This window comes from Ruegeria sp. SATB045, from assembly GCF_059613525.1.
The window spans coordinates 51174-75174 of sequence record NZ_JBXWSR010000018.1; the positions used below are offsets into that span (position 1 = coordinate 51174).

Consider the following 24001-nt stretch of genomic DNA (forward strand, 5'->3'; position numbering starts at 1 on the left):
AAACAGCATCGTTGCTTTGATCCGTCGATCAGGCATTCTGAGGGCAATTACAAGAGCAGTCATTTCAAACAGGAACTGATCATGCGCACTGCATTGATGCTTGCTGTCGCGGCTTTTGCCATCCTGTCCTGCGGTTGCAGCAGTCCGCCGCCGCAACAGGTCGAGGCCAACGCGTTTCTGGACACGACCTCACCTGCGGTGATTTTCCCGGCTTTCGGCGATGCTGATCCGCACCCGTGGGAGGGGCGCCATCCAGGCCACTATCCCGTGCACGGGCTGGACGTGTCGCGCTGGCAAGGGCCGATTGACTGGCAAAAGGCCAAGGCATCGGGTGTTAGCTTTGTGTTCATCAAGGCGACTGAGGGTGGTGATGTAGCTGATCCGATGTTTGCAAGTCACAGCAGCGGAGCAAAGGCCGCCGGAGTGCCTTGGGGGGCCTATCACTATTACTATTTCTGCCGCCCAGCGCGCGAGCAGGCGCGGTGGTTCATCCAGAATGTTCCCAAAGGATCGGACCTTCCGCATGTTCTGGATATGGAGTGGACGCCCCATTCCAAGACCTGCACTCTGCGCCCAGACGGTGCGACCGTTCGCGCCGAAGCTCAACGGTTTCTCGATATTCTCGAACGTCATTATGGGCGGCGTCCGATTGTCTACACGACTGTGGACTTTTATGCTGACACAGACATCGGGCGCCTGCCCAAGACAGAGTTCTGGCTGAGGTCCGTCGCCGGGCATCCAAGGAACGTTTATCCCAATGCGATTTGGCGGTTCTGGCAATACACGGGCACGGGGCTTGTGCCCGGTGTGCAGGGACCAGTGGACATCAACACCTTCAACGGCCCGCCCGAGATCTGGGCGCGGTGGAAGAACGGCTAGTCTTCGGACTTGGCTTTGGAGTAGGCGTCCCACAGGTCGGGGCGGCGTTCCTGTGTGATCCGCTCGGACATCTCATGCCGCCAATTGGCAATACGCCCGTGATGGCCCGACATCAGAATGTCCGGGATCAGGCGGCCCTTCCATTCGGCGGGGCGTGTGTATTGCGGGTGTTCCAGCAGGCCCGAGGAAAAGCTCTCCTCCTCAGCCGAAACCTGATTGCCCAAAACGCCGGGGATCAGCCTTACGGTGGCGTCGATCAAAGCCTGCGCGGCAATCTCACCGCCGGTCATGACGAAATCGCCTAAGGAGACCTCTTGCACGCCGTAATGCTCCAGAACGCGCTCATCGACGCCTTCGAACCGGCCACACAGCAGGGTCATGCCGTCACAGCGCGCCAGATTCTGCATCATGCGCTGATCCATCCGGCGGCCACGCGGGCTGAGGTAGATCAGCGGCCAGTTACCCCGCGCCCCCGCCATCGTGTGTTCAATCGCCTCGCCCAGTACATCGGCGCGCAACACCATGCCCGCGCCGCCGCCGGCGGGCGTGTCATCCACATTGCGGTGCTTACCGACGCCGAACTGGCGCAGATCGACGGTTTCCAACTGCCACAGACCCTCTTGCAGCGCCTTGCCGGTCAGGCTTTCGCCCAACACACCGGGAAAAGCTGAAGGGAACAGAGTGATGATCTTAGCCTTCCACACCCCGTGCAGGTCGGGCGTGGGGGTCAGCAGCTCACGCGGTTTCAGGGTCGGGCGGATCGCCTTGCGCCCATGAGATTTCGATGGTTTTTCGGTCATGTCGCACCCATCAACGCCTGCTGCGCCCGTTCAACTACGGCGGCTTTTTGCGCGACCAAGGCGGCTTCGTCCAGACGTGATCTGTTCAGGTCCAGCAATTCGGCCAAAACGTCCTCGGGCAGTCGAGTGTTCGATTTGGAGGGCGGAACCAGCTGTTGCGCCTTGTCATGGGACAAGTCCAGATACTCGGCAAAAGGCGCACCCGGCCCGAATTGACGCAATTGCAGCTCCTCCAGCCAGTCCGTGTTCACGGTGACGGTGGGCAGCTTGTCACGAATCTGGTTTACGGTTTCTTGCAACGAGGGCAAATGGTCGATGCTGTCGCGGAATGTATCGAAATCCTGCACTTGTCGCATTCGCTGCAAATCATGGGCCCAAAGGCTGCGCAACCAACTGCCCCGCTGACGCAAAGACAGGTAAAGCGTGATCTCGATCTCTTGCCCGGAAAACCTCTGGTGGATCGAATCCACAAGACAGGCGGCCAGATCGGGGGCTGCCGCGTAGCCCTGTTCCAGATTGCGACTAGGGCGGAGGCCCGCGAAGTTTTCCTCGCTTAGGATCAAACCGCGCTTTTCCCCGAAATCCAGCGAGTCGAGGAAGTCGCGCATCTGGCTGCCGAACTCGGACAAGGTGCCGACGGTGCCATAAACGGAATGGTTGGTCGCTGCCCGCGACAGGCCCGAATTACGCGTTCGATAGGGCAGGACCAACGCGAAATGCGGCCAGATCAACTCGCGATTTTCATAAAGGAAAGACTGTGCCGCAGTGGTGCCGGTCTTGTGCAGGCCCAGATGCAGCAGGACGCGGCGCATCAGATCAGCCCTTCGGGCGGGTCGGCGATGATGCGGCCTTGATCCAGATCGACCGTGGGGACGGCCTCAAGCGTGAAGGGCAGCAGAACGGTCGCCTTCAGCCCCGGCCCGTGCAGTTCCAGCAGGTCGGCAGCGCCGTGGTTTTGCACCGATTTTACCCGGCCCAGCAGGGTGCCGCCGGTGTCATAGACCTCCAGCCCGATCAGGTCGGTGTGATAGAATTCATCATCGGGCAACGAGGGCAGTTGATCACGCCGCGCAAACAGGCGCAAACCTTTCAGCGCGTCGGCCTGTTCTTTGGTTTCAACTCCGCCCAGACGCGCCGCAAAGCCATTCTTGATCGACCGAGTCAGGACCAGCGGATAGCGTTCGCCACCGGCCTCGTCCGTCAGGGGGGAATAGGCCTCGATATCCTCGGGGATGGCGCAATAGCTCTTGAGCCGCACTTCACCGCGTACGCCATACGATCCCGCAATGCTGCCGACGCAGATCAGATCACTCATTTGCCCCATCCGTAACACAAAACCCATCATCCCATTGTCCGATCCCTTCGCACGCCTCGCGTTGGTTCGAGCGTTCGAAGAATACGCCGACAATAAAGGCGATCATCAGCAGGATGGGAAGGCGAAATAACCCGAACATGCGCCTATCGCACCTCAATGGGCAGGCTGTCGTCGCGGCATTCCCAACCGACCTGTTCCAGCTCGGGCGTGTCCGATTGCGTTTCTGGCAGGCCAACACAGAAATAACCGATCAGGCGCCAATCCTCGGGTACGTCCAAATCACGCGCCATCTGGTCTGGGTCCAGAATGGATACCCAACCCAACCCCAGACCTTCGGCCTGCAAGGCCAGCCAGAACAGGGTGATGGCCGAAACCACCGAATAGCGCCGCATCTCGGGCATCGTGTCTGCGCCCAGACCTTGCCCCTTGTCCGTGGCATCGTCGCAGAACACGGCCAGTTGCACCGGGGCCTCTTGCATCCCCGACAGTTTCAGGCGGCTGTAGAGTTGCGCCTTTTCGCCGGAATACCCTTCCAATGCCTGCGCATTGGCGGTTTGAAAATTTCGCAGCGCCGCGTCGCGCGCGGGCTGGTTTTCGACGCGGATCACGCGCCAGGGTTCGCTCAGCCCCACCGAAGGGGCCAGCCGAAACGCGTCGAGGCAGCGCGTCAGCACTGCCTCGTCAATCGCGTCGGTGCGGAACCGACGCACATCGCGCCGGAGCCGCAGCAACAGGTCAAACTGCGCGCGAAAATCGTCAGTGAAAGTCTGATCCCGCACGCGCCTGCCTGCTTATTCTTCTGCAGCCGCTTCTTCAGCCGGTGCAGCGGCAGCTTCTGCCGCCTCAGCAGCCTTGGCCGCTTTCTCTTCGGCGCGTTCCTGAGCTTTCTTGCCCGGGGTACCCTTGTTGGGGTTGTTGCGCTCGGCTTTGTCGCGTGCGCCAGCTGCTTCCAGCATACGTGCGATCCGGTCGGTGGGCTGGGCGCCCTGGTCCAGCCAGTACTGGATGCGCTCCAGGTTCATTTTCACGCGCTCTTCGCTGTCTTTAGGCAGCAGCGGGTTGTAGGTGCCCAGTTTCTCGATGAAACGGCCATCGCGAGGCATACGGCTGTCAGCCGCAACGATGCGATAGAAGGGACGTTTTTTCGAGCCGCCGCGGGCGAGACGAATTTTCATTGCCATGGTGGTATCTCCTTAAGATGGCGTGACCGGTCACGGACCGGGTATTCTATGGGTGGAAACGACGGGTCATTCCTGGTGTTTCCGGTGGTGTCGGATGACTTCCTGAATGATGAAATTCAGGAAAGCCTTGGCGAAGTCGGGGTCCAGATCGGCCTCTTTCGCCAGATCTTCAAGCCGAGCGATCTGCGCGGCTTCGCGCGTAGGATCGGACGGGGGAAGGTCGTGTTCGGCCTTGAGCTTGCCAACGGCCTGGGTGTGCTTGAAACGCTCGCCCAGCGTATAGACAAGGATCGCGTCCAGCCGGTCGATGCTTTCGCGATGCTCTTTCAGCAGCGCGGCAGCTTGTGCTACGGGGTCGGTCATGCGTAAGCCTCCATGCCGCCATTCACCAGATCGGCGGGGGCGGGGTGCCGCCAGATTTCGGATGCGCCGAATTTCGGATGTTCATAGTGATAGTCGAAGGTGGCCCCCAGACGGTTGGCCACGGCCTTGCTGGCGTGATTGTCCGGGGCGATGAGCGAAATCGCCGTGTCCCAGCCCAGCACGTCATAAGCGTGAGTGCGCGCGGCCGTTGCGGCCTCGGTCGCGTAGCCCTTGCCGGTGGCGTGGTTCATCAGGGTCCAGCCGATTTCCGGCTCGGGCCAGCCCTCGGGGAACCACAGGCCGACGCGGCCCACATAGATGCCGGTTTCTTTTTCCTCAACGCTCCAGAACCCATAACCTCGGATTGCCCAATGGCCGAGGATGCTGGCGACAAGCCGCCATGTCTCATCCCGCCGCAACGGGCCGCCAACGAACTGCGACGCCTCGCTGGCGAAGAACGCGGTATCCGCGTCCAGATCAGCCTCGGAGGGCGCGCGCAGGATCAGGCGCTCGGTCTCAAGCCGGGGGATATGAGGGGTGAGGGTGTTCACTTTTTCTTCCCGAACCCGCTAAGGCCCGGAGGCAGGGCCATGCCGCCGCCCATTCCGGGCATGCCACCGGGCATCTTGCCACCCATCGCCTTGGCTGCAGCCTCAAGCGCCTTGGGGTCCATGCCTGCGGCCATGTCCTCGGGCGACGGGCCGCCTTTGCCGAACATGCCTTTCATGGCCTGTTTCAGCATCTTACCTTTGCCCATCTTACCCATCTTTTTCATCATGTCCGACATCTGCCGGTGCATCTTTAGCAGCTTGTTGAGGTCGCTGACCTCCATCCCCGAACCCGCCGCAATCCGTTTCTTGCGGCTGGCCTGCAACAGTTGAGGGTTGGCGCGTTCGCGTTTGGTCATCGACTGGATCATGGCGATCTGCTGGCGCAGAATCTTGTCGTCCAGACCGGCCTGATCCATCTGCTTGGCCATTTTGCCCATGCCGGGCATCATGCCCATCATGCCCTGCATGCCGCCCATCTGGATCATCTGTTCCAGCTGCATTTTCAGGTCGTTCATGTTGAACTGACCTTTGACCATGCGCTTCATCATGCGCTCGGTCTGTTCGATCTCCATCGTTTCCTGGGCTTTTTCGACCAGGGCAACAATGTCGCCCATGCCCAGAATACGACCGGCGATCCGGTCCGGCTCGAAGGTCTCAAGCGCGTCCATCTTCTCGCCCAGCCCGACAAAGCGGATGGGCTTGCCGGTGACTGCGCGCATCGACAGCGCCGCACCACCGCGACCGTCACCATCCATCCGTGTCAGGACCACGCCGGAAATGCCGACCTTGGCGTCGAACTCTTCGGCCACTTCAACAGCGACCTGACCAGTCAGGCCGTCGACCACCAGCAGGGTTTCGCGTGGGTCGACGACATTGCGGACCTGCTCGACCTCGTCCATCAGAACTTCGTCGATATGCAGACGGCCTGCGGTGTCGAGCATATAGACGTCATAGCCGCCCAAAGTGGCCTGCTGCTTGGCGCGCTTGGCGATATCCACCGGCTTTTGACCAGGTACGATCGGCAGCGTATCAACGCCGACCTGCGTCCCCAGAGCGGCCAGCTGATCCATCGCCGCCGGGCGATAGACGTCGAGCGAGGCCATCAGAACCTTCTTGCCCTCTTTCTCTTTGAGGCGTTTCGCCAGCTTACCGGTCGTGGTCGTCTTGCCCGAGCCCTGCAGACCGACCATCAGGATCGGGGCAGGCGGGTTGTCGATCTTCAGCTTGCCGGGGTCTTCTTCGCCACGCAGGGTATCGACCAGCGCGTCATGGACGATCTTGACGACCTGCTGGCCGGGGGTGATCGACTTGGTGACGGCCTGACCGGTCGCCTGTTCCTGCACTTTCTTGACGAAGGCACGGGCCACCGGCAGCGAGACGTCGGCCTCAAGCAGGGCAACGCGAACTTCGCGCAGGGCGGTTTTGACGTCTTCCTCAGACAGAGCGCCCTGTTTGGTCAGCCGGTCAAAGACGCCAGAAAGGCGTTCGGATAGATTTTCAAACATGCCTTCGGCCTCCTTAGCCGGTTATCTGGTGGCGCCTCCTAGATAGGATGCGTCGGTTAAATGCACAAACGCCCCCACGGGCGAAACTCGCTGGTGGGGGGCGATCCCTGATCGACTCAAGGGACCGGAAGATCAGACGCTTCCGGATGTTTGAAGGGGGCTTTAGGCCGATTGGCTGTCAGAGTCAACCGCTCGCGCCGGAAGCCAGTCATTGACCGCATCCACCAGCCGCTGCGCCCCGTGCCCGCTTACATAGGCTTCGACAATCGGGTGTCGGCCTGCACTCATGCCCTTTTCCAGGATCAGAACGGGTCGGTGCATCTTGGACGTGGTTCTGTCGCGGGTCGATGTGGTGGTTTCCACCTCGGCATGGGACAGGTTCGACAGCTCATGTTCTACGGTGTCATAGCCAAAGACGGATTGGCGGCGGATCAAAACGCTGTTGCTGGGTCGATCCAAAATCACCTGTACGCGCCGCACAAAGACGCAGAAAGCGCCGATGCCCATCCCGCCGCCAAACACAGCAAAGAACAGACCGAACAGAATGCCCTCGCCGCCTTCGGTTGCCATGAACAGACCAGCGCCGACAAAGGCAAGGATGAAGAGGATCAGTGAGATGCCAATGAACCAGGGCGTATTAGAAAGGATCAATTGGTTCGGAGTATTGCGCGTGACTTTCATGGCGGCACGCTAGCACTGAATTCCGACGCTGTCTGGCTTGAATTTGTCCGCACGTTGCGCGATGAGCACGCCAAACAGGAGATACCCATGGACGCATCATCTGCTTTTCAGGACACATTACCGCTGAGTTCCGACGCGCTGCTGGCGCAACTGGACGATTGGGGCCTGACTTATACGCTGCACACCCATGTGCCGCTGCGCACGGTTGAGGATTCAAAGGCGGTCGAGGATCAGTTCATGGTGCCCGGCGAAAACGCGTTGCGGGTCAAGAACCTGTATCTGCGCGACAAGAAAAAGCGGAACTATCTTGTAACGCTGGAGCAGAACGCCGAGATCGAGCTTAAGGCGCTGGGGGCTGAACTGGGTGTCGGTAACCTGTCCTTTGGGTCGGCGGATCGTTTGCTGCAGAACCTTGGTATCCGTCCCGGCGCGGTGAGCCCTTTGGCGATGATCAACGGGGTGCAGAACGAGGTACGGTTCTTCATGGACGGCGCAGCCAAGCAGGCGGATGTCATCTATATGCACCCGCTGGTCAATGACCGCACCGTTGCAATGCCACGGGACGATCTGCTGGCGTTTTGTGATCGTATCGGGGTCGAGATTAACTGGTTGCCTTGATCAGTCCCCTAGCGCTTGGGCCAAGGCGGCCGAGACATGTGCGGCGGAAGGGTTGATGAAAAGATGCCCATCTGCCTCAAACACCGGATCGTCCAGATGGTTGGGGAAGGCTAACGGCAGTTCGGTGCAGGCCAGCAGGATCGCGGTGCCAGTGCGCGCATGTTTGTTGCAGAACGCAAGCAAACGGGCATGCGCTTCGTCGGACGCCCCACCGTAAAAGTCGCTGTCGATCATCGCTTGCATCTCGGCGATCTCGGCGTCGGGCAGCCGCTTGTTGGCGACAACGCCATGTTCGGCCAGCTTTTCGGCATAGTTGGTCGCTTCCATCGTGACGGTTGTTCCCAGAACCAGCGCTTCTGAGGCTTTGGTGCGCGCCGTCACCTCTGCAGTGGCGTCGAAAATACTGAAAATCGGCATCGCCACGCCTTGTCGTATCGAATGAAGTCGAGCGTGGGGGGTGTTGGACGCGATGATGCCGAAATCACATCCGGCCCGCTCCAACGTCAGCAGTGCCTCGCGAAAGACTGCGTCGAAGGCCGACCAACTCTCCTCGTCCCCGGCGATACCGCGCAAAGCGCGCGTTTTGGCCTGCGTGACGGATTCGATGGTCATCGGAGGGATGGGCAGCGGAGATGTATGACCCCGTTCAGCGAAATGGCGGCTCGCGCCCTCGGCAATGGCGCGGTAGTAGTCCACGGTCGAGGCCCAGCCCACACCGCCCAGAATTCCAATTTTTTTCATGCCCGGTGTCCAGTCTGCAATTGTCTGTTCAGGTGCAGACTGGACGTTTTAGGGCGTAACGGTCAATCAGGCCGCCAATTCCGAAACAGCCTTTTGCGCGTTACTAAGGGTCGTTTCAGCGTCCAATGCCATTTTATCGGCTGCGATGACGTCGACATTATGAATGCCGATGAAGCCCAGAACATGCTTGGCATAGTCGGTGGCAAAGTCGATCTCGGACCCGACTGCGGTGCCGCCAGAAGCGATGGCCAGAACTGCCCGTTTGCCATCCAACAGTCCCTTTGGGCCGTTTTCACTGTAGGAAAAGGTCAGTCCGGCGCGGGCGACAAGGTCGATCCACGCCTTGAACGCCGCAGGCACCGAGAAATTATAGATGGGCAGGCCGATCACGACCGTATCGGCCTCTTGCAGTTCCGACACCAGAGCGTCGGAAAGGGATAGAAGGTCACGCTGGACCGCTTCGCGCTGATCAGCGGGAGTGAAATTGGCATTGATCCACGCTTCGGTCAGTAGCGGTAGCGGAGTCGCCAGGTCGCGGCGGATGATACGGCTGGCACCGAGGTGCTTGACGATACGGTCAGAAAGGTCACGGGTCGTTGACCCTGTTCGGCGGGCCGAGGCGTCAATGTGCAGAACTGTCTTGGTCATGATGGTCTCCTTCAGGCGGTGAATTCTGTGTCTGGTCCCAATATGAATGTTGCGTTGGTGAACAAAACTCTGATATCCCAACAGTAAGTGTTAAAATTTGCACAATGGACAAGATGCAATGGACAATTGGGATGAAGTGAGAACCGCGTATCAGGTGGCGCGCATGGGGACGGTCAGCGGTGCCGCCGAAGTGTTGGGCGTTCACCACGCCACCGTTATCCGCCATATCGACGCGATCGAGGCGCGGCTGGGGGTCAAATTGTTCCAGCGCCACGCCCGTGGATACACGCCGACCGAGGCGGGCGACGACCTTCTGCGCGTAGCGCAAGCGACCGAAGATCAATTCAACCAGTTGGTTGGGCGCATGAAAGGCCGCGGAGATGACGTATCCGGAGAGCTGGTGGTGACTTCTCTGTCCTCGTTGGCGCCGTTGGTTGTGCCGGTGCTGAGCACATTCCAGCGCCTGCATCCTGATCTGATCGTCCGCTATCTGACTGGTGACCGTCTATTCCGGCTGGAATATGGTGAGGCACATGTGGCGATCCGCGCCGGGTCGGCGCCGGATCAGCCCGACAATGTTGTGCAGCCATTCATGAAACAAGAGGTCGGCTTATATGCGAGCACGGCATACATCGAACTTCACGGCAAACCAGCCGGGGTCGAGGATTTTGCCAGCCATTTCTTTGTCAGTACCGATGACGAAACCAGCCGCGCGCCGTTTTCGCGTTGGTTGCGCGAAACGGTCCCTGCTGATCGCATCACTTTTCGCTGCACCAACAATTTCTGCATCCGCGAGGCCGTTCTTTCTGGAGCAGGCATTGGTTTCATGGCGCGGTGGGAGGCTGCCCGTGACCCCAATCTGATCGAGGTGATCCCGCCGCTGTCCGAGTGGTTCGGCAACCTTTGGCTGGTGACGCATGTGGATTTGCACCGCACGACCAAGGTGCAGTCGTTCCTTTCCTATTTGAAAGAGCAATCCAAAGGCTGGCAGCCATGACCCCTCCGGCGCGTGGCCATTTGGCCATGCTGGTCTTTTCTGCCTTGGTCGCGGGCAGTTTCTCACTAGGCTCAATGATTGCCAACCAGATCTCGCCCGAGGCGGTCACTGCCGTGAGGTTTGCAATTGCGGCCATCGTGATCGGGGCAACAGCGTTGATGACCACAGGCTTGCCGCGCAGCGCTGCGCAAGCTCCTTGGCGTTACCTGGTGCTGGGCGGGCTTTTTGCGACCTATTTTGTTCTTATGTTTCACGGGTTGAAAACCGCCCCTCCGGTCAGCGCGGCTGCGGTTTTTACCCTGACTCCGGTTTTGTCAGCGATCGCCGGATGGTTTCTGTTGCGTCAGGTCACCACGCCAAGGATGGCACTGGCGCTAAGCATTGGTGCCGTTGGGGCGCTTTGGGTGATCTTCCGGGCGGATTGGCAAGCGTTCATGGCTTTTCAAATCAACAAGGGTGAGGTCATTTATTTCTGGGGGTGTATAGCTCATGCTGTTTATACGCCGATGGTGCGTAAACTGAACCGCGGCGAACCCGCCGTGGTGTTCAGTTTCGGAACCATGGTAGCAGGTTGCCTGCTTTTGACTATCTATGCGTGGTCCGACATTCGCGACACCGACTGGGCCAACCTGCCCATGATCGTGTGGGTCGGGTTGCTGTATCTGTCGATCTTCGCGACCGCCGCCAGTTTTGTTCTGGTTCAGTTTTCGGCCCTGCGTCTGCCGTCGGCCAAGGTTATGGCCTATACTTATCTTGTCCCCAGTTGGGTCATTCTATGGGAGATTGCGCTGGGCAACGGCGCCCCCGTGGCACTGGTTTTGGTCGGCGTCGCTCTGACATGCGTTGCTTTGTTGATGCTCCTCAGGCCCGAAGGACCCACAGGGGCGGAACGTGTTTTTAAGGCCGATCGAAACTGAACTGAAGGGTGCTCAACAGGCCGAGGCCGCAAAACGTCTCGACCTGTGCGGCATGAACCGTTTGCGTCATCCGCAGAAGAGATAGATTTGGTTTTGGCAGCATACCACGAAAAATGCGCCTGCCATTGTCAATCGGTCAGGTGTCGTCTGCCAAAGGCAATTGGCTTTCCAGAAACCGTTCGAACGCATCCAGATTGACCGGCTCGAATTGTCCGAACCCCTGCATCCAGACCGAGGCCGACCGCAGCGCGTCGGGTTCCAGCTTGCACCATTTCACCCGGCCGCGTTTTTCCTGGCTGATCAGCCCGGCCTTGGTCAGGATCATCAGATGTTTTGAGATCGCGGCCAGTGACATCTCGAACGGTTCGGCAACATCGGTGACGGCCATGTCATCCTCCAACAGCATTGCAAGGATGGCGCGGCGTGTGGGGTCGGCAAGGGCCGCGAAAACGGTATCGAGATCACTGGACATGCTTCCGCTCAATCACAGCGGTCTGCTTTGGTCAACCATTTGGTTGAATATGGAAGATCCGTTCCATTCATGCCCGCGCGGGGCCAACGGGTGCGCCTACGGTGAGATGGTGGAATATTTTAATACATAAAATCAAAGGTTTAAATATAATTCGGGTGCGACCTATACACCGTTGACTCTATGCCCGCATCGCCTTAGCACCCTACCCAAGACTGTGCGAGGGAAACGCCCGTGACCGATGATGACCAAAAGCAGCGTATGGCGCAGCTGGAGGCCAAGATCGACGCGGCGAAAAAGGCCAAACAGCCCCCCAAACGCGCAGACAGTGACATATCCGGTGGCGAGCTTGCCTGGAGGATGGTCATCGAAATGGTATCCGGTCTGGGGATCGGGTTTGGCATCGGATACGGGCTGGACAGCCTGCTCGGGACGATCCCGATCTTTCTGGTGCTGTTTACATTGCTGGGCCTTGTCGCGGGCGTGAAGGTTATGCTCCGCAGCGCGAAAGAGGTCCAAGAGAAACAAACGGCGGCGACGGCTGCCGAGAAGGACGAGAGGGACTGAACGTGGCAACCGAGACCACCGCAGCAGAAGGCAGCAGCCTGGTATTCCACCCGATGGACCAGTTCATCGTCAAACCGTTGTTCGGCGACGGTGCGGTGGGCATGTTCACCATCACCAACGTGACGCTGTGGTTGTTCTTTGCGATCGTTGCGATTGTTCTGCTGTTGATCGTTCCGACCTCGAAGCGTGCGATTGTTCCGACCCGGATGCAGTCGGTGGCCGAACTGGCCTACGGCTTCATCTACAAGATGCTGGAAGACATCTGCGGCAAGGAAGGCGTCAAGTTCTTCCCCTATGTCATGACCCTGTTCATGTTCATCGTGACCGCGAACTTCCTGGGCCTGATCCCGACCTCGTTCACCACCACATCGCATTTCGCCGTGACCATCCCGCTGGCGCTGGCTGTCTTCCTGACCGTCACCATTCTGGGCTTTGTCAAGAACGGCGCGGGCTTCCTGAGCCTGTTCTGGGTCTCCAGCGCGCCGATGGCGCTGCGCCCGATCCTGGCGATCATCGAGCTGATCTCGTACTTTGTGCGCCCGGTCAGCCACTCCATTCGTCTGGCCGGTAACGTCATGGCGGGCCACGCGGTGATCAAGGTGTTCGCAGGCTTTGCCGCGATTGCCGTGATCTCGCCCGTGTCGGTTCTGGCAATCACCGCAATGTACGGTCTTGAGGTCCTGGTGGCCTTTATCCAGGCCTACGTATTCACCATTCTGACCTGTGTTTACCTCAAGGACGCTCTGCATCCGCATCACTGATTGGGTCTTGCACCCAGCACAGGAACGATAACCCAACATCGAAACTTCCAATTCGTAAGGAGAAACATCATGGAAGGCGATCTCGCACACATCGGCGCAGGCCTGGCAGCAATCGGTTCCGGCGCAGCCGCAATCGGGGTGGGCAACGTTGCAGGCAACTTCCTGGCCGGCGCCCTGCGCAACCCTTCGGCGGCTGCTTCGCAGACCGCAACCCTGTTCATCGGTATCGCATTCGCAGAAGCCCTGGGGATCTTCGCATTCCTGGTCTCGCTGCTGCTGATGTTCGCCGTCTAATCTGCGGAACCTGATCCTTACGCGCAGGTGGGTCCAAGCCATAGCGACCCACCTGTTGTAAAGACAACGTTCCGACGGAGGACATCATGGCGACTGAACCCCTAGCCAAAGAAGTAGCAGGCACCTGTGTTGACTCGTATGGGTCGGCCATCGGGATGCCGCAGCTCTGCTTTGATTGGTTCCCCAACCAGATTTTCTGGCTGGTCATCACGCTGGTCGTCATCTTTCTGGTCCTGTCCCGCGTGGCTCTGCCCCGCATCGCGGCAATCCTGGCTGAGCGTCAGGGGACCATTACAAATGACCTGGCTGCGGCCGAAGATCTGAAGGCCAAGGCGGTCGAGGCCGAAGAGGCCTATAACAAGGCGCTGGCCGATGCCCGTGCCGAAGCGCAGCGTATCGCTGCTGAGGCGCGCGCCGAGATTCAGTCTGGTCTGGATGACGCGATTGCCAAGGCGGATGCTGAAATCGCTGCAAAAGCGGCTGAATCGGAAAAGGCAATTGCCGAAATCCGTGCCGGTGCGCTGGAAAGCATTCAAGTGGTTGCCAAGGATACGGCAGCTGAACTGGTCACCGCACTGGGCGGCGAGGCGGATGCCAAAGCCATCGACGGTGCTGTTGACGCGCAGATGAAAGGATAAGTGACATGCGGAATACTCTTGCCCTTATCCTGACTTTCGGCGCTGCCAGCCCTGCGCTGGCCGCAAGTGGCCCGTTCTTCTCGCTTGGCAACACCGACTTTGTGGTCCTGCTGGGCTTCATCGTGTTCATCGCGGTTCTGTTCTACTTCAAGGTGCCCGGCATGATCGGTGGCGCGCTGGACAAGCGGGCCGAAGGCATCAAGTCCGAACTGGACGAAGCCCGCGCGCTGCACGAAGAAGCGCGCAGCTTGCTGGCCTCGTATGAGCGCAAGCAGCGCGAAGTGCAGTCTCAGGCGGATGCCATCGTGGCAGCAGCCAAGGACGATGCTGTACTGGCAGCTGAACAAGCCAAGGTCGATCTGGAGAAGTCCATTGCTCGTCGTTTGGTGGCAGCACAAGACCAGATCGCATCGGCGGAGGCTTCTGCCGTGAAAGAGGTGCGCGATCAGGCCATCACCGTTGCTGTTTCCGCAGCCAACGCGGTTCTGGCAAAGCAGATGACGGCTACGCAGGCCAACAAGCTGATCGACGCGGCCATCGCGGATGTAGGCGAAAAGCTGCACTGACCGTTTAACATAATTCGAAACCTTGACCCGAAAGCCCGCTTTCGGGTCAAGGCGCTTTTAAAGACCCCTCGCCTGAATTGCTGGAATTTTGATGAACATTCTCGGCATTGTTCGAAATGGTGGAGATTCCCTGACCGCAACGCTCTTGCGCATCGAACAGCTGCGGGCGCACCTTGAGAGCAGTCGCGTGATCATCGCGACCAACGATAATAAAGACAATACCGACGACATCCTACAAGATTACGCGGCTCAGAACGCGGGAGTAGATGTGCTCATTCTGGACAGTATGTCGAACCTGTTCGATGAACGCGTCGAGCGTATTGCCGTCGCCAGAAATGCAGTTCTTGAACATCTTCTTGCCACCAATCCGGTCCATCCTTTGACACTGGTTCTTGATATGGACGGACCCAATACGCAAATGGAACCAAATCAGGTGTTGAACGCGGCAGCGCGTCGGGTGCCACAATGGGACGCCGTGTTTGCCAACTCATTGCCTGCATATTATGACCTTTACGCGTTGCGATGTGCGGGCTGGAGCGACCAAGACCCGTGGCGAGAGCTTACGGCGCTAACGCGACCACGGATGTTTCCCAGTGTCTGGTGGCGACGGATGCAGCGGAAAATCATCTATAATCGTCAATACTCAATACCAACCGACGCGCCTCTGATTGAGGTGGAGAGTGCTTTCGGTGGGTTGGGCTTGTATAAGACCGAAGCTTTGCGCGGTGCGACGTACCAGCCACGGGATGAGACCGGTCAAATCACCTGCGAGCATACGACTCTGCATCAATCGATGCGTAGCGCGGGAAAACGTCTTTTTATTGACCCCGGTCTTTTAACTTTGGCACAAACCGAGCATATGGGCCCCGGCAGCGGAAAGCGCATTCCAAAGAAGCTGTTGAAATGATCGGCTTGTCAGAAATGATGCAGTCGCACAGAAACCCTTTTGCTGCACCAATGCAGCTTGGTCTTGGGTGGTAGGATTACGCATGACGAATATGCCCAAGATAAGTCTGGTCGTTCCAAACCTGAACTGCGCCGAATTTCTCGAGCAGACCATTACGTCAATTGTCAGCCAGTCTTACCCCAATCTTGAGCTGATCTTGTCGGATGGGGGAAGCACAGACGGGTCGCTTGATATTGTCGAAAGATATCGCGGCGCATTCACACATATCATATCCGAGCCAGATACCGGGCAAGCCAACGCGGTCAACAAGGGGTTTGCTCTCGCCACTGGCGAGGTCATGGGGTGGATCAATTCCGATGATGTCCTAATGCAGGGAGGTCTCGGACTTGTTGGGTCTCTTTTTGCGCTAAAGTCAAAGTTGGACTGGGTGACGGGCAAGCTCACGACGATAGACGAGGCAGGGCGTATCTTGGCCTCTCGACGCCCAAGACCAATTTCGTATCAACGGTTTCTTGCGGGCGACTATCAGTGGGTGCAGCAGGAGTCGACATTTTGGCGACGCAGCCTTTGGGACAAAGCCGGAGGACAACTTGACGAGCGCCTGTCCTTGGCTGTGGATGGCGAACTTTGGCTGCGGTTCTCACGCTACGCTGAACTGATCCCCGTTCACGACAAGATCGGTGCGTTTCGGTTCCGCACAGGCCAACGTTCAGAAGCAATAGACGCCTATCATGCAGAAATGCTGGCTGTAATAGCCAACGAAAAGCAGAGTGCAGATAGCCCTGACGCCGTTACGAAATCCGTTCTGGCCGCGCCTACCAAGCTGCGGAGTTGGTCCGAAGCTGATAGCAGTTTCCCGGGACTGATCAATTGCGATCCAAAACCGATAAAGAGCTTGAGTCTTTGGAAGCACAGGTTTGCACGAGTTATTCGCAAGCTGTGACCATTGCTGAAACTCAGGCGGTGCCGCGTACCAGGTCAGCGTGTTTCGTGATCCAGCCGTTGCCTTGCGATTTCTTCGTTTCGTAGGGCTTTTTGGTGATCCTGTGTGCATTGCTGAACGAAATTCAAGTGTCTCTGGACGGCTTTGCGGGCACCTTCTGGGTCACGCGCCTGTAGCGCGGTATTGATCGCTCGATGCTGGTCCAAGATGGCTTCTCGGGTTGTGCGCTGATTGAACATCATTTGGCGGTTGTAAAAGACGCCCTGTCGCAACAGATCGAACATCGACCGCATCATATGCAGCATCACGACGTTGTGGCTGGCCTCGATGATGGCCATGTGGAATTGGGCGTCCAGATTAGCTTCATCTTCCGGCGCATTGCGGGCATGGGCGGCCTCCATCTTTTCAAAGATCGTCTGGACGACTTTCAAGTCGCTTTCAGAACCCATTCTCGCTGCGCGCTCAGCTGCCAAGCCCTCCATATCCCGTCGGAATGAGAGATAATCGAAAACAGCCTCTTCATGGCTGCCGAACAGTCGGATCAGAGCAGGGGAAAACGCCGAGCCCAAGACCTCGGCGACGTATATGCCCGAGCCTGCTTTGGCCGTCAGCAACCCTTGTTCTTGCAGTTCCGAAATCGCATCCCGCAGCGACGGCCGCGACACGCCCAGTCGCTCGGCCATTTCACGCTCGGCAGGAAGTCGTTCACCCGGACGCAGGATGCCCCGAAGGATTAGCAGTTCGATCTGTCGAACCACCGCGATCGATAGCTTTTCGGTCTGAATTTTTTGAAAGGGCATCGGGACACTTTTCCAGATTGGTCAAATCATATGACCACGGATTCAGGCCCGGTTCAAGAATGCCTAGAAAGGACATAACATTACTAGGTCAGCAATATTGACATTAATTCATTATCTATTACGCTGCCTCTAAACGGAGGAGCCTTATGTCAACGCCAGATTTGTTTGCGACCAGGGCCTCACGGATGAAAGCCTCAGAGATTCGTGAATTGCTGAAGCTGCTGGATCAGCCGGGGATTATCTCGTTTGCCGGGGGTATTCCCGACCCGGCTTTGTTTCCTGCAGATGCCTTTGCCAATGCGTTCCAATCGTGCCTTGGAGATGGGCCTCATGCGCTCCAATATTCGGTCAGCGAAGGATATCTTCCCCTTCGTGAATGGCTTGTCGGACATATGCAGCAGATCGGAATCGAATGTTCCGCGGAAAACATCCTGATCACCTCGGGTTCGCAGCAAGCGCTGGATTATTTAGGAAAACTTTACCTGTCCCCCGGAGATACAGCTTTGGTTGGCTGGCCGACCTATCTGGGCGCAATCAACGCATTCGACGCATATGAGCCCTGTTTTGATCGGTTGGACTTGAAGGCGAACCGCCGGGCGGCTGAATATGCAGCTGCGTCCGGTGATGGAAAGATCAAATTCGCTTATTTGTCCCCGGATTTCGCAAACCCGACGGGTGAAACTGTTGACCGCGCTACACGTGAGTCACTGCTTGATCTTGCTGAGGACCTGAATATCGCAGTGATCGAGGATGGCGCGTATCAGGCCTTGCGCTATGACGGCGAAGACATTCCGCCGATTCTTGCCTTGGAGCTTGCCCGAAAGGGAACGATCGAGGCGTGCCGGACAGTCTATTGCGGCAGTTTTTCGAAGACACTGTCGCCCGGTTTGCGCGTGGGTTGGGTTGTTGCTTCGCGAGAGGTCATTTCGCAGTTGGTTTTGGTCAAACAGGCGGCTGATCTGCATTCGCCAACGATCAATCAGATGTCGATCAACGAAGTAGCACGTGCTTGTTTCGACACGCACATCTTGCGTGTGCGGGCAACGTATCGCCGGCGGCGCGATGCGATGCTGGACACTTTGCGGCAGGAAATGCCCGAAGGGGTGCAATGGACCAAGCCCGAAGGCGGAATGTTCGTCTGGTTGACCTTGCCTCAAGCACATGACGGAGCCGATCTTTTGTCACGGTCGTTGGAAACGGTACAGCTGGCTTTTGTACCTGGGCGCGCATTTTTTCCTGATGGCTCGGGTCGGAATACAATCCGGTTGAGTTTTTCCAATTCGGACGAGGCCACGATACGAGAGGGTATTAAACGTCTGGGTCAGGTTCTGCGCCACTAGTGGAAAGGGTTTGTTAACCATTCCACCTCACCATAGAGAACATGATCCGATACTTCGCCCTGCTGGTCCTGGCTGCATGTTCGGCGGGCACGCCTCATTTCCGCGATGTGCCCGCGACGCGTGTGGCGGTGAATGGTAGTGTCTTTGATGTGCGCGTGCGCGATGATCTGGCCGAAGCAGTGCGGGTGAACATGCAATACGCCCCGCGGCTCGGGCCGATCCGTGGTCGCGCTGCTCAGGCGATGGCACAGGTTTCGGGGTGCCCAATTCTGGATGTGCTAGGCGATGCCGCTGTGACGGTTGGGGTGTTGGGTTGCGACCGAGAGGTGGGTGAGCGCTTGCTGCAGACTGCGGTGGCCATCCCGAACTACGAATGCGTGGACACAGGTATTTTCGATCACATCGGCGATGGCTACGGTTATCAGGTGTTCGAGTGTACTGCATACTGACATACGCGAATTCCTGCGTATTTTGCCAAGATATTGTGGATAACTTGGGTTGATATCCCATATCCTGCGCAAGTTCGTTGACTCGACCCCAATCCGTTGCGCAGACTTCCAGCGTATAGGAATCACGGGACTCATTGCCTTTGCGTTTTAGCAAACTCAAACTCACCGGCTTCAAAAGCTTTGTCGATCCGACCGATCTGATTATCGCGGACGGGCTGACCGGTGTGGTGGGGCCAAATGGTTGCGGCAAGTCCAACTTGTTAGAGGCGCTGCGTTGGGTGATGGGCGAAAACCGCCCCAAATCCATGCGCGGCGGCGCGATGGAAGATGTGATTTTCGCCGGGGCGGCCACGCGACCCGCGCGCAACTTTGCCGAAGTGGTCCTGACCATGGACAATTCGGAACGGCTGGCGCCTTCGGGGTTCAATGACACCGATCAGTTGGAGATCATCCGCCGGATCACCCGCGATGTGGGCAGCGCCTACAAGACCAACGGCAAGGATGTGCGGGCGCGCGATGTTCAGATGCTGTTCGCGGATGCCTCAACGGGGGCGCATTCGCCCGCGCTGGTAGGGCAGAACCGGATCGCCGAGCTGATCAACGCCAAACCCCGAGCGCGGCGGCGTATTCTGGAAGAGGCCGCCGGGATCTCGGGTCTCTATCAACGTCGGCATGAAGCCGAGCTGAAGCTGAAGGGCACGGAATCCAACCTGACTCGCGTTGATGACGTGTTGGAACAGTTGGGCACGCAGCTGGCGCAATTGGCGCGTCAGGCCCGTCAGGCTGCGCGCTATCGCGAGATTGGTGAACAGCTGCGGCAAGCCGAAGGGATGCTGCTGTACCGACGCTGGAAAGAGGCCGACATGGCCCGTCAACAGGCCGAGGAAAAGCTGCGCGACCGGATTACTGAGGCCTCGCGCGCCGAGGCCGAGGCGCGCGCCGCCGCTGCCAAACGCACCGAGATCGAAGAAACCCTGCCGCCCCTGCGCGAGGAAGAGGCCATCGCTGCGGCCGTGTTGCAACGTCAGCAGGTGCAGCGCGACCAGCTTTCAGATCAGGAAACCCGCGCGCGTCAGACGATTGAAACCCTGACCAACCGTATTCAACAACTTGGCAATGATATCGAGCGTGAAAGCGGTTTGAACCGTGACGCGGGCCAGATGATCGAACGTCTGGAATGGGAAGCCCGCGAGCTGGCCAAGGCGGCTGAAGGTCACGATGACAAGGTGGCCGAGGCGGCGGAAATCGCGCGCGAGGCGGCCTCGGTGCTGCAGGACCGCGAGGATCACCTCTCGCAACAGACCGAGGATATGGCCCGTCTTGTCGCCCGTCACCAATCGGCGCAACGTTTGGTCGAGGACAGCCGCAAAACGCTGGCCCGGTCCGAGGGCGAAGAAGAAAAGGCGCGCGGTGCCGTGAATGACGCGCGTGAGGCGTTGACTCGCGCGGCCGAGGCGTTCGAGGCCGCGCAAGAGGATGAAGAAGAAGCCCGCGAGGCCGCCGAGGCCGCCGAAGAAGCGCTGGCCGCAGCCGATGAGCTGCGTAGCGAGACGCAAGCGCGTGAGGCTGAAGCCCGCGCGCAACGGTCCGAGGCAGAGGGTGAGTTGGGGGCCATTCGGGCTGAGACCACCGCTTTGGCCAAGCTGGTTGAACGTGACACCGCTGAGGGGGGGCAGGTGATGGACCTGCTGCGCGTTGCTCCGGGCTATGAAAAGGCGCTGGGTGCCGCGCTGGCGGATGATCTGCGCGCGCCTTTGGTCGACGGTGACGGGCCGTCGGGCTGGGTGGAGGTCGCGGAGTACGACGCGGATCAGCCCTTGCCTGAAGGAGCTGAACCTTTGGCGCTGCATGTGTCGGGCCCAGATCGCCTCAGCCGTCGGATCGCGCAGATCGGATTGGTTGACGGGGACCAAGGCGCACGGCTGCAGGCGGCGTTGAAACCCGGTCAGCGGCTGGTGTCGCGCTCGGGCGATCTGTGGCGCTGGGACGGGTTCCGCGCCTGGGCCGAGGACGCGCCGAGTGCAGCCGCGCTGCGGTTGGAACAGCTGAACAAGCTGGAAGCGCTGAAACAGGAACTGGCCCGGACCGAGGCGCAGGCCGATGGCGCGCGGGCGGCGCATGAGGCGCTGTCACAGCAACTGGCCGACGTGACTGAAGCTGACCGCCGCGCGCGTGAGGCACGCCGTGCCGCCGACCAGCGCATGGCGGAAACCGCACGGCAACTCAGCCGGGCTGAGGCGGATCGCAATCTGGCGCAGGGCAAGCTGGAAACCCTGACGCTGGCCGTGGATCGCCACAAGGAAGACGCCATGTCCGCACGCGCCCAACTGCGCGAGGCCGAGGGCGCGCTGGCCGGATTGGGCGATCTGGACAGCGCCCGTGCGCAGGTCGAAGACATCAAACAAACGGTCGAGGCCGCGCGGATCACCATGCTGACCCACCGCTCGACCCATGACGAATTGCGCCGCGAGGGCGAAGCACGGACCCGTCGCAGCCAGGAGGTCAAGAAAGACCTCAGCGGTTGGAAGCACCGGTTGGAGACGGCGGAAAAACGCATCTCGGAACTGGCTGAGCGCAAGGAAAGCTCTGAGGAGGAGCTGACCGACGCGATGGCCGCCCCCGGCGAAATCGCTGAGGCGCGCGAGGAACTGAACGAATTGATCGAAGCTGCCGAAGCGCGCCGGGCAGAGGCTGCTGACAAGCTGGCTCAAGCCGAGGCTCAGCAGCGCGAATGGGTGATGGCCGAACGTGATGCGGAACGTCTGGCCTCGGAAGCGCGCGAAAGCCGGGCCGCCGCCGAGGCGCGCTGTGACGCCGCCAAGGAAAGCGTGACCGCCGCTGCGGAACGCATCGCCGAGGATCAGCAGCTGACGCCAAACCAGTTGTTGAATCAGCTGGACGTGAACCCCGACCAGATGCCCGCCGCCGACGCGCTGGAGGCCGAGGTTAACCGCCACAAACGCCAGCGCGACGCGATGGGGGCAGTGAACCTGCGGGCCGAAGAGGACAGCAAAGAAGTCCAGGAAGAATTCGACACGCTGAACAGCGAAAAGGCCGATCTGGAAGAGGCGATCAAAGCCCTGCGCAGCGGCATCGCCAGTCTCAACCGTGAAGGTCGCGAGCGTCTACTGACCGCGTTTGAACAGGTGAACTCGAACTTTGCCATGCTGTTCAAACACCTGTTCGGCGGCGGTGAGGCCAATCTGGTCATGGTTGAAAGCGACGATCCGCTGGATGCGGGGCTTGAGATTATGTGCCAGCCACCGGGCAAGAAACTCTCGACGCTCAGCCTGCTCTCGGGCGGTGAACAGACTCTTACTGCAACCGCGCTGATCTTTGGTGTGTTCCTTGCCAACCCCGCACCGATCTGTGTGCTGGACGAGGTCGATGCGCCTCTGGACGATGCTAACGTGACGCGTTTCTGCGACCTGCTGGATGAGATGTGCCGCCAGACCGACACGCGGTTCCTGATCATCACCCACCACGCGGTGACGATGGCACGGATGGACCGGCTTTTCGGTGTGACCATGCAGGAACAGGGCGTTAGCCAGCTGGTTTCGGTCGACCTGAAAAAGGCCGAACAGATGGTCGCCTGATCTGTCACTGCAACGTTATGCCTGTTGCAGGGCAGTTCGGTCTAGACTGACTTTATGACGCGCTTTTTGATCCTCGCCTTGCTGAGTGCTGGCCCCGCCCTTGCCGCCGAATGGCCCACCAAACCCGGAGACGTCCCCCTGTCGCCCGAAGAACTGGATGCCTTGGCTGGACGCACGCTGACCTTCTTTGATGACGGGCAGGCCAAATTTTCGGCTGGAGGCGCATATTCCTACACCTACGCCAGCGGAGACGCCGCCTTTGGCACCTATTCCATCGCCGAGGACGGCAGCGTCTGCATCGTTTACCGCAACGGGTTCGGTCGCTGCGATCTGTACGTGCGCAGCGGCGACCGGCTGATCCTGATTGACGAAAAAGGGGATCGATATCCGGTCCGGCCGGAATGAACCGGATCGGGTGTATCCCTGTTCACATGCCTTTCGGCCACGAAAAAAACGAACAAGACGCCCTTGGCGGATACTCGGTCTGAAGGAAATCCCATCATAGGTGTCGGTTGACCCGAAGCGCAGGGACTTTTTTCCAAGTCGTTAGTGCTTGTTGAACGAACCGCTGTCTGAGGCTCAGGTTTCCGTGCATTGCAGCTCCAAACCACGCTTTCAGCTGAGCGTTATGCTTTTCAGCATATTTGGGTGGGTTTCAGGTGTGGATATGATGCGCGCTGTGTGTTGAATTGGCATTTCCCGCGTTGTTCTACTCAACAGGCTTTGCGAGAACTAACCGTTTTTCTTAACTGGTTATATCTTCGCGGTAGTAAATGTCGCGTCCGATATCAATACAAACAAAGTCATCCGGAACCGGAATCATCGCGCGTAGAAACGAATGTGGGTAAGCGAAGAAATTGAAGTGTGGATTGAAAGTATACAGGTATTCTCGTTCGCGCGGAACGATGATAATCAGTCTCTTACGAGTGATGCGACGTAGTTCGGCAATCGCTGCGCGGTAATCCAGAATATGTTCGATGACATGAGTGCAAACCACGTTGTCGAATTCACCGTCCTCAAAAGGCAGTTCCTCGATGCGAGCTGAAATGCCTTCGATACCTTCCAATGCGGCGGCATCATCTACTACGAAATCTACTCCAACCTTACGGGTCAGGCCGGGGTGACGCTCAGCCAGTCTGGTCAGTAGCGCGCCGGTGCCACATCCGACATCGCAGATTGATCCTTCGACCAGTTCTTGCGCAATCTTGTTGATACACTTGTCAGAGCAGTCAGTCTCGTCATGAACCCTTGGATGTTCGCGGTAGAGTGCTTCGTACTCATCATTGGTCAGAAAAGGGGCGCGACTACGGAAATCGGCAAGCCGCGATATGTGCTTTCCCCAGGCTAATTCGGCCAGAATGCGGAACAAAGCGGAGTCTCGAACAAACGCGGGAAGGATGTCCTCGAGAACGAAGCGCAGTTTGTTGGTTGTTTCTCGTCGCATTGGGTTTCGGCTTGGGTTTGGTCAATTACCA

The 24001-nt window shown here is 58.7% G+C and carries 30 protein-coding genes; 15 read left to right on the forward strand and 15 right to left on the reverse strand.

What is annotated here, in order from left to right; all coding sequences use genetic code 11:
* Positions 1-81: 81 nt before the first annotated feature.
* Positions 82-879: a glycoside hydrolase family 25 protein gene (locus tag AC2FNR_RS04995; RefSeq protein WP_496848280.1), complete on the forward strand. Its 798-nt coding sequence runs from the start codon at positions 82-84 to the stop codon at positions 877-879.
* On the opposite strand, the gene trmD is transcribed toward AC2FNR_RS04995, so the two are convergent.
* The 10 genes from trmD to AC2FNR_RS05045 form a co-directional block, all read right to left on the reverse strand.
* A complete protein-coding gene (gene trmD / locus AC2FNR_RS05000) occupies positions 876-1679 on the reverse strand; it encodes a tRNA (guanosine(37)-N1)-methyltransferase TrmD (RefSeq protein ID WP_496848281.1) in 804 nt (267 codons plus the stop codon). The two genes, AC2FNR_RS04995 and trmD, sit on opposite strands and share 4 nt — an antisense overlap.
* Positions 1676-2491, reverse strand: a complete 816-nt coding sequence (locus tag AC2FNR_RS05005) for a hypothetical protein (protein WP_496848282.1) — start codon at positions 2489-2491, stop codon at positions 1676-1678. Before AC2FNR_RS05005 ends, trmD begins: the two co-directional genes overlap by 4 nt.
* Positions 2491-2994 (reverse strand): ribosome maturation factor RimM, encoded by a 504-nt coding sequence (gene rimM, locus AC2FNR_RS05010; RefSeq protein ID WP_170754989.1) that lies wholly within the window; start codon positions 2992-2994, stop codon positions 2491-2493. Before rimM ends, AC2FNR_RS05005 begins: the two co-directional genes overlap by 1 nt.
* Complete coding sequence (locus AC2FNR_RS05015) at positions 2987-3133, reverse strand: hypothetical protein (RefSeq protein WP_170754991.1); 147 nt, start codon at positions 3131-3133, stop codon at positions 2987-2989. Before AC2FNR_RS05015 ends, rimM begins: the two co-directional genes overlap by 8 nt.
* Before the next feature lie 4 nt (positions 3134-3137).
* Positions 3138-3773 carry a 5,6-dimethylbenzimidazole synthase gene (gene bluB, locus AC2FNR_RS05020; protein ID WP_496848283.1) on the reverse strand — a complete coding sequence of 212 codons (636 nt, stop codon included), beginning with the start codon at positions 3771-3773 and terminating at the stop codon, positions 3138-3140.
* A 12-nt stretch (positions 3774-3785) separates the two neighbouring features.
* Complete coding sequence (gene rpsP, locus AC2FNR_RS05025; RefSeq protein ID WP_170356106.1) at positions 3786-4175, reverse strand: 30S ribosomal protein S16; 390 nt, start codon at positions 4173-4175, stop codon at positions 3786-3788.
* A gap of 66 nt (positions 4176-4241) precedes the next feature.
* Complete coding sequence (locus tag AC2FNR_RS05030; protein ID WP_170356107.1) at positions 4242-4538, reverse strand: chorismate mutase; 297 nt, start codon at positions 4536-4538, stop codon at positions 4242-4244.
* The gene (locus AC2FNR_RS05035; protein ID WP_480868079.1) at positions 4535-5089 is read right to left on the reverse strand and encodes a GNAT family N-acetyltransferase; all 555 of its coding nucleotides are present in this window, start codon (positions 5087-5089) and stop codon (positions 4535-4537) included. Before AC2FNR_RS05035 ends, AC2FNR_RS05030 begins: the two co-directional genes overlap by 4 nt.
* Positions 5086-6594, reverse strand: coding sequence for a signal recognition particle protein (gene ffh, locus AC2FNR_RS05040; protein ID WP_496848284.1), 1509 nt, complete (start codon positions 6592-6594; stop codon positions 5086-5088). The genes AC2FNR_RS05035 and ffh overlap by 4 nt, the downstream gene beginning before the upstream one ends.
* Before the next feature lie 162 nt (positions 6595-6756).
* Complete coding sequence (locus tag AC2FNR_RS05045; RefSeq protein WP_496848285.1) at positions 6757-7275, reverse strand: hypothetical protein; 519 nt, start codon at positions 7273-7275, stop codon at positions 6757-6759.
* Between the two features lie 87 nt (positions 7276-7362).
* Between AC2FNR_RS05045 and AC2FNR_RS05050 the strand changes: the two genes are divergently transcribed.
* Positions 7363-7893, forward strand: coding sequence for a prolyl-tRNA synthetase associated domain-containing protein (locus AC2FNR_RS05050; protein ID WP_496848286.1), 531 nt, complete (start codon positions 7363-7365; stop codon positions 7891-7893).
* On the opposite strand, the gene AC2FNR_RS05055 is transcribed toward AC2FNR_RS05050, so the two are convergent.
* Together AC2FNR_RS05055 and AC2FNR_RS05060 are read right to left on the reverse strand one after the other, a co-directional pair.
* Complete coding sequence (locus tag AC2FNR_RS05055; RefSeq protein WP_480868074.1) at positions 7894-8634, reverse strand: aspartate/glutamate racemase family protein; 741 nt, start codon at positions 8632-8634, stop codon at positions 7894-7896.
* Positions 8635-8700: 66 nt separating this feature from the next.
* Positions 8701-9282 carry an FMN-dependent NADH-azoreductase gene (locus AC2FNR_RS05060; RefSeq protein WP_496848287.1) on the reverse strand — a complete coding sequence of 194 codons (582 nt, stop codon included), beginning with the start codon at positions 9280-9282 and terminating at the stop codon, positions 8701-8703.
* 118 nt (positions 9283-9400) lie between these two features.
* Between AC2FNR_RS05060 and AC2FNR_RS05065 the strand changes: the two genes are divergently transcribed.
* Both AC2FNR_RS05065 and AC2FNR_RS05070 read left to right on the forward strand, forming a co-directional pair.
* Entirely contained in the window at positions 9401-10279 is an 879-nt protein-coding gene (locus tag AC2FNR_RS05065; protein WP_170755009.1) for a LysR family transcriptional regulator, read from the forward strand.
* Positions 10276-11196, forward strand: coding sequence for a DMT family transporter (locus AC2FNR_RS05070; RefSeq protein ID WP_480868070.1), 921 nt, complete (start codon positions 10276-10278; stop codon positions 11194-11196). Before AC2FNR_RS05065 ends, AC2FNR_RS05070 begins: the two co-directional genes overlap by 4 nt.
* A gap of 136 nt (positions 11197-11332) precedes the next feature.
* Here AC2FNR_RS05070 and AC2FNR_RS05075 read toward each other — a convergent pair whose 3' ends face one another.
* Positions 11333-11668 carry an ArsR/SmtB family transcription factor gene (locus AC2FNR_RS05075; protein ID WP_170755014.1) on the reverse strand — a complete coding sequence of 112 codons (336 nt, stop codon included), beginning with the start codon at positions 11666-11668 and terminating at the stop codon, positions 11333-11335.
* A 231-nt stretch (positions 11669-11899) separates the two neighbouring features.
* On the opposite strand from AC2FNR_RS05075, the gene AC2FNR_RS05080 reads away from it, so the two are divergent.
* The 7 genes from AC2FNR_RS05080 to AC2FNR_RS05110 all read left to right on the forward strand — a co-directional run bounded on the left by AC2FNR_RS05080 (position 11900) and on the right by AC2FNR_RS05110 (position 16341).
* Positions 11900-12232 carry an AtpZ/AtpI family protein gene (locus AC2FNR_RS05080; RefSeq protein WP_170356117.1) on the forward strand — a complete coding sequence of 111 codons (333 nt, stop codon included), beginning with the start codon at positions 11900-11902 and terminating at the stop codon, positions 12230-12232.
* Positions 12233-12234: 2 nt separating this feature from the next.
* Complete coding sequence (locus tag AC2FNR_RS05085) at positions 12235-12993, forward strand: F0F1 ATP synthase subunit A (RefSeq protein ID WP_170356118.1); 759 nt, start codon at positions 12235-12237, stop codon at positions 12991-12993.
* A gap of 69 nt (positions 12994-13062) precedes the next feature.
* Entirely contained in the window at positions 13063-13287 is a 225-nt protein-coding gene (locus AC2FNR_RS05090; protein WP_005981269.1) for a F0F1 ATP synthase subunit C, read from the forward strand.
* Positions 13288-13373: 86 nt separating this feature from the next.
* On the forward strand, positions 13374-13925 hold the full coding sequence (locus tag AC2FNR_RS05095) for a F0F1 ATP synthase subunit B' (protein WP_170775262.1): 552 nt from the start codon (positions 13374-13376) through the stop codon (positions 13923-13925).
* 5 nt (positions 13926-13930) lie between these two features.
* On the forward strand, positions 13931-14491 hold the full coding sequence (locus tag AC2FNR_RS05100) for a F0F1 ATP synthase subunit B (protein WP_480868064.1): 561 nt from the start codon (positions 13931-13933) through the stop codon (positions 14489-14491).
* Positions 14492-14582: 91 nt separating this feature from the next.
* Positions 14583-15398, forward strand: a complete 816-nt coding sequence (locus AC2FNR_RS05105; RefSeq protein WP_496848288.1) for a hypothetical protein — start codon at positions 14583-14585, stop codon at positions 15396-15398.
* Positions 15399-15480: 82 nt separating this feature from the next.
* On the forward strand, positions 15481-16341 hold the full coding sequence (locus AC2FNR_RS05110; protein ID WP_480868061.1) for a glycosyltransferase family 2 protein: 861 nt from the start codon (positions 15481-15483) through the stop codon (positions 16339-16341).
* A gap of 35 nt (positions 16342-16376) precedes the next feature.
* Here AC2FNR_RS05110 and AC2FNR_RS05115 read toward each other — a convergent pair whose 3' ends face one another.
* The gene (locus tag AC2FNR_RS05115) at positions 16377-17141 is read right to left on the reverse strand and encodes an FCD domain-containing protein (RefSeq protein WP_170755023.1); all 765 of its coding nucleotides are present in this window, start codon (positions 17139-17141) and stop codon (positions 16377-16379) included.
* Positions 17142-17287: 146 nt separating this feature from the next.
* On the opposite strand from AC2FNR_RS05115, the gene AC2FNR_RS05120 reads away from it, so the two are divergent.
* The 4 genes from AC2FNR_RS05120 (at position 17288) to AC2FNR_RS05135 (ending at position 22931) form a co-directional block, all read left to right on the forward strand.
* Positions 17288-18481, forward strand: a complete 1194-nt coding sequence (locus tag AC2FNR_RS05120) for an aminotransferase-like domain-containing protein (protein WP_170755025.1) — start codon at positions 17288-17290, stop codon at positions 18479-18481.
* Positions 18482-18522: 41 nt separating this feature from the next.
* Positions 18523-18930, forward strand: coding sequence for a hypothetical protein (locus AC2FNR_RS05125; protein WP_496848289.1), 408 nt, complete (start codon positions 18523-18525; stop codon positions 18928-18930).
* A 140-nt stretch (positions 18931-19070) separates the two neighbouring features.
* The gene (locus AC2FNR_RS05130) at positions 19071-22526 is read left to right on the forward strand and encodes a chromosome segregation SMC family protein (protein ID WP_496848290.1); all 3456 of its coding nucleotides are present in this window, start codon (positions 19071-19073) and stop codon (positions 22524-22526) included.
* 54 nt (positions 22527-22580) lie between these two features.
* The gene (locus AC2FNR_RS05135; protein ID WP_496848291.1) at positions 22581-22931 is read left to right on the forward strand and encodes a hypothetical protein; all 351 of its coding nucleotides are present in this window, start codon (positions 22581-22583) and stop codon (positions 22929-22931) included.
* A gap of 340 nt (positions 22932-23271) precedes the next feature.
* Here AC2FNR_RS05135 and AC2FNR_RS05140 read toward each other — a convergent pair whose 3' ends face one another.
* Positions 23272-23970 (reverse strand): class I SAM-dependent methyltransferase, encoded by a 699-nt coding sequence (locus AC2FNR_RS05140; protein ID WP_496848292.1) that lies wholly within the window; start codon positions 23968-23970, stop codon positions 23272-23274.
* Positions 23971-24001 lie beyond the last annotated feature (31 nt).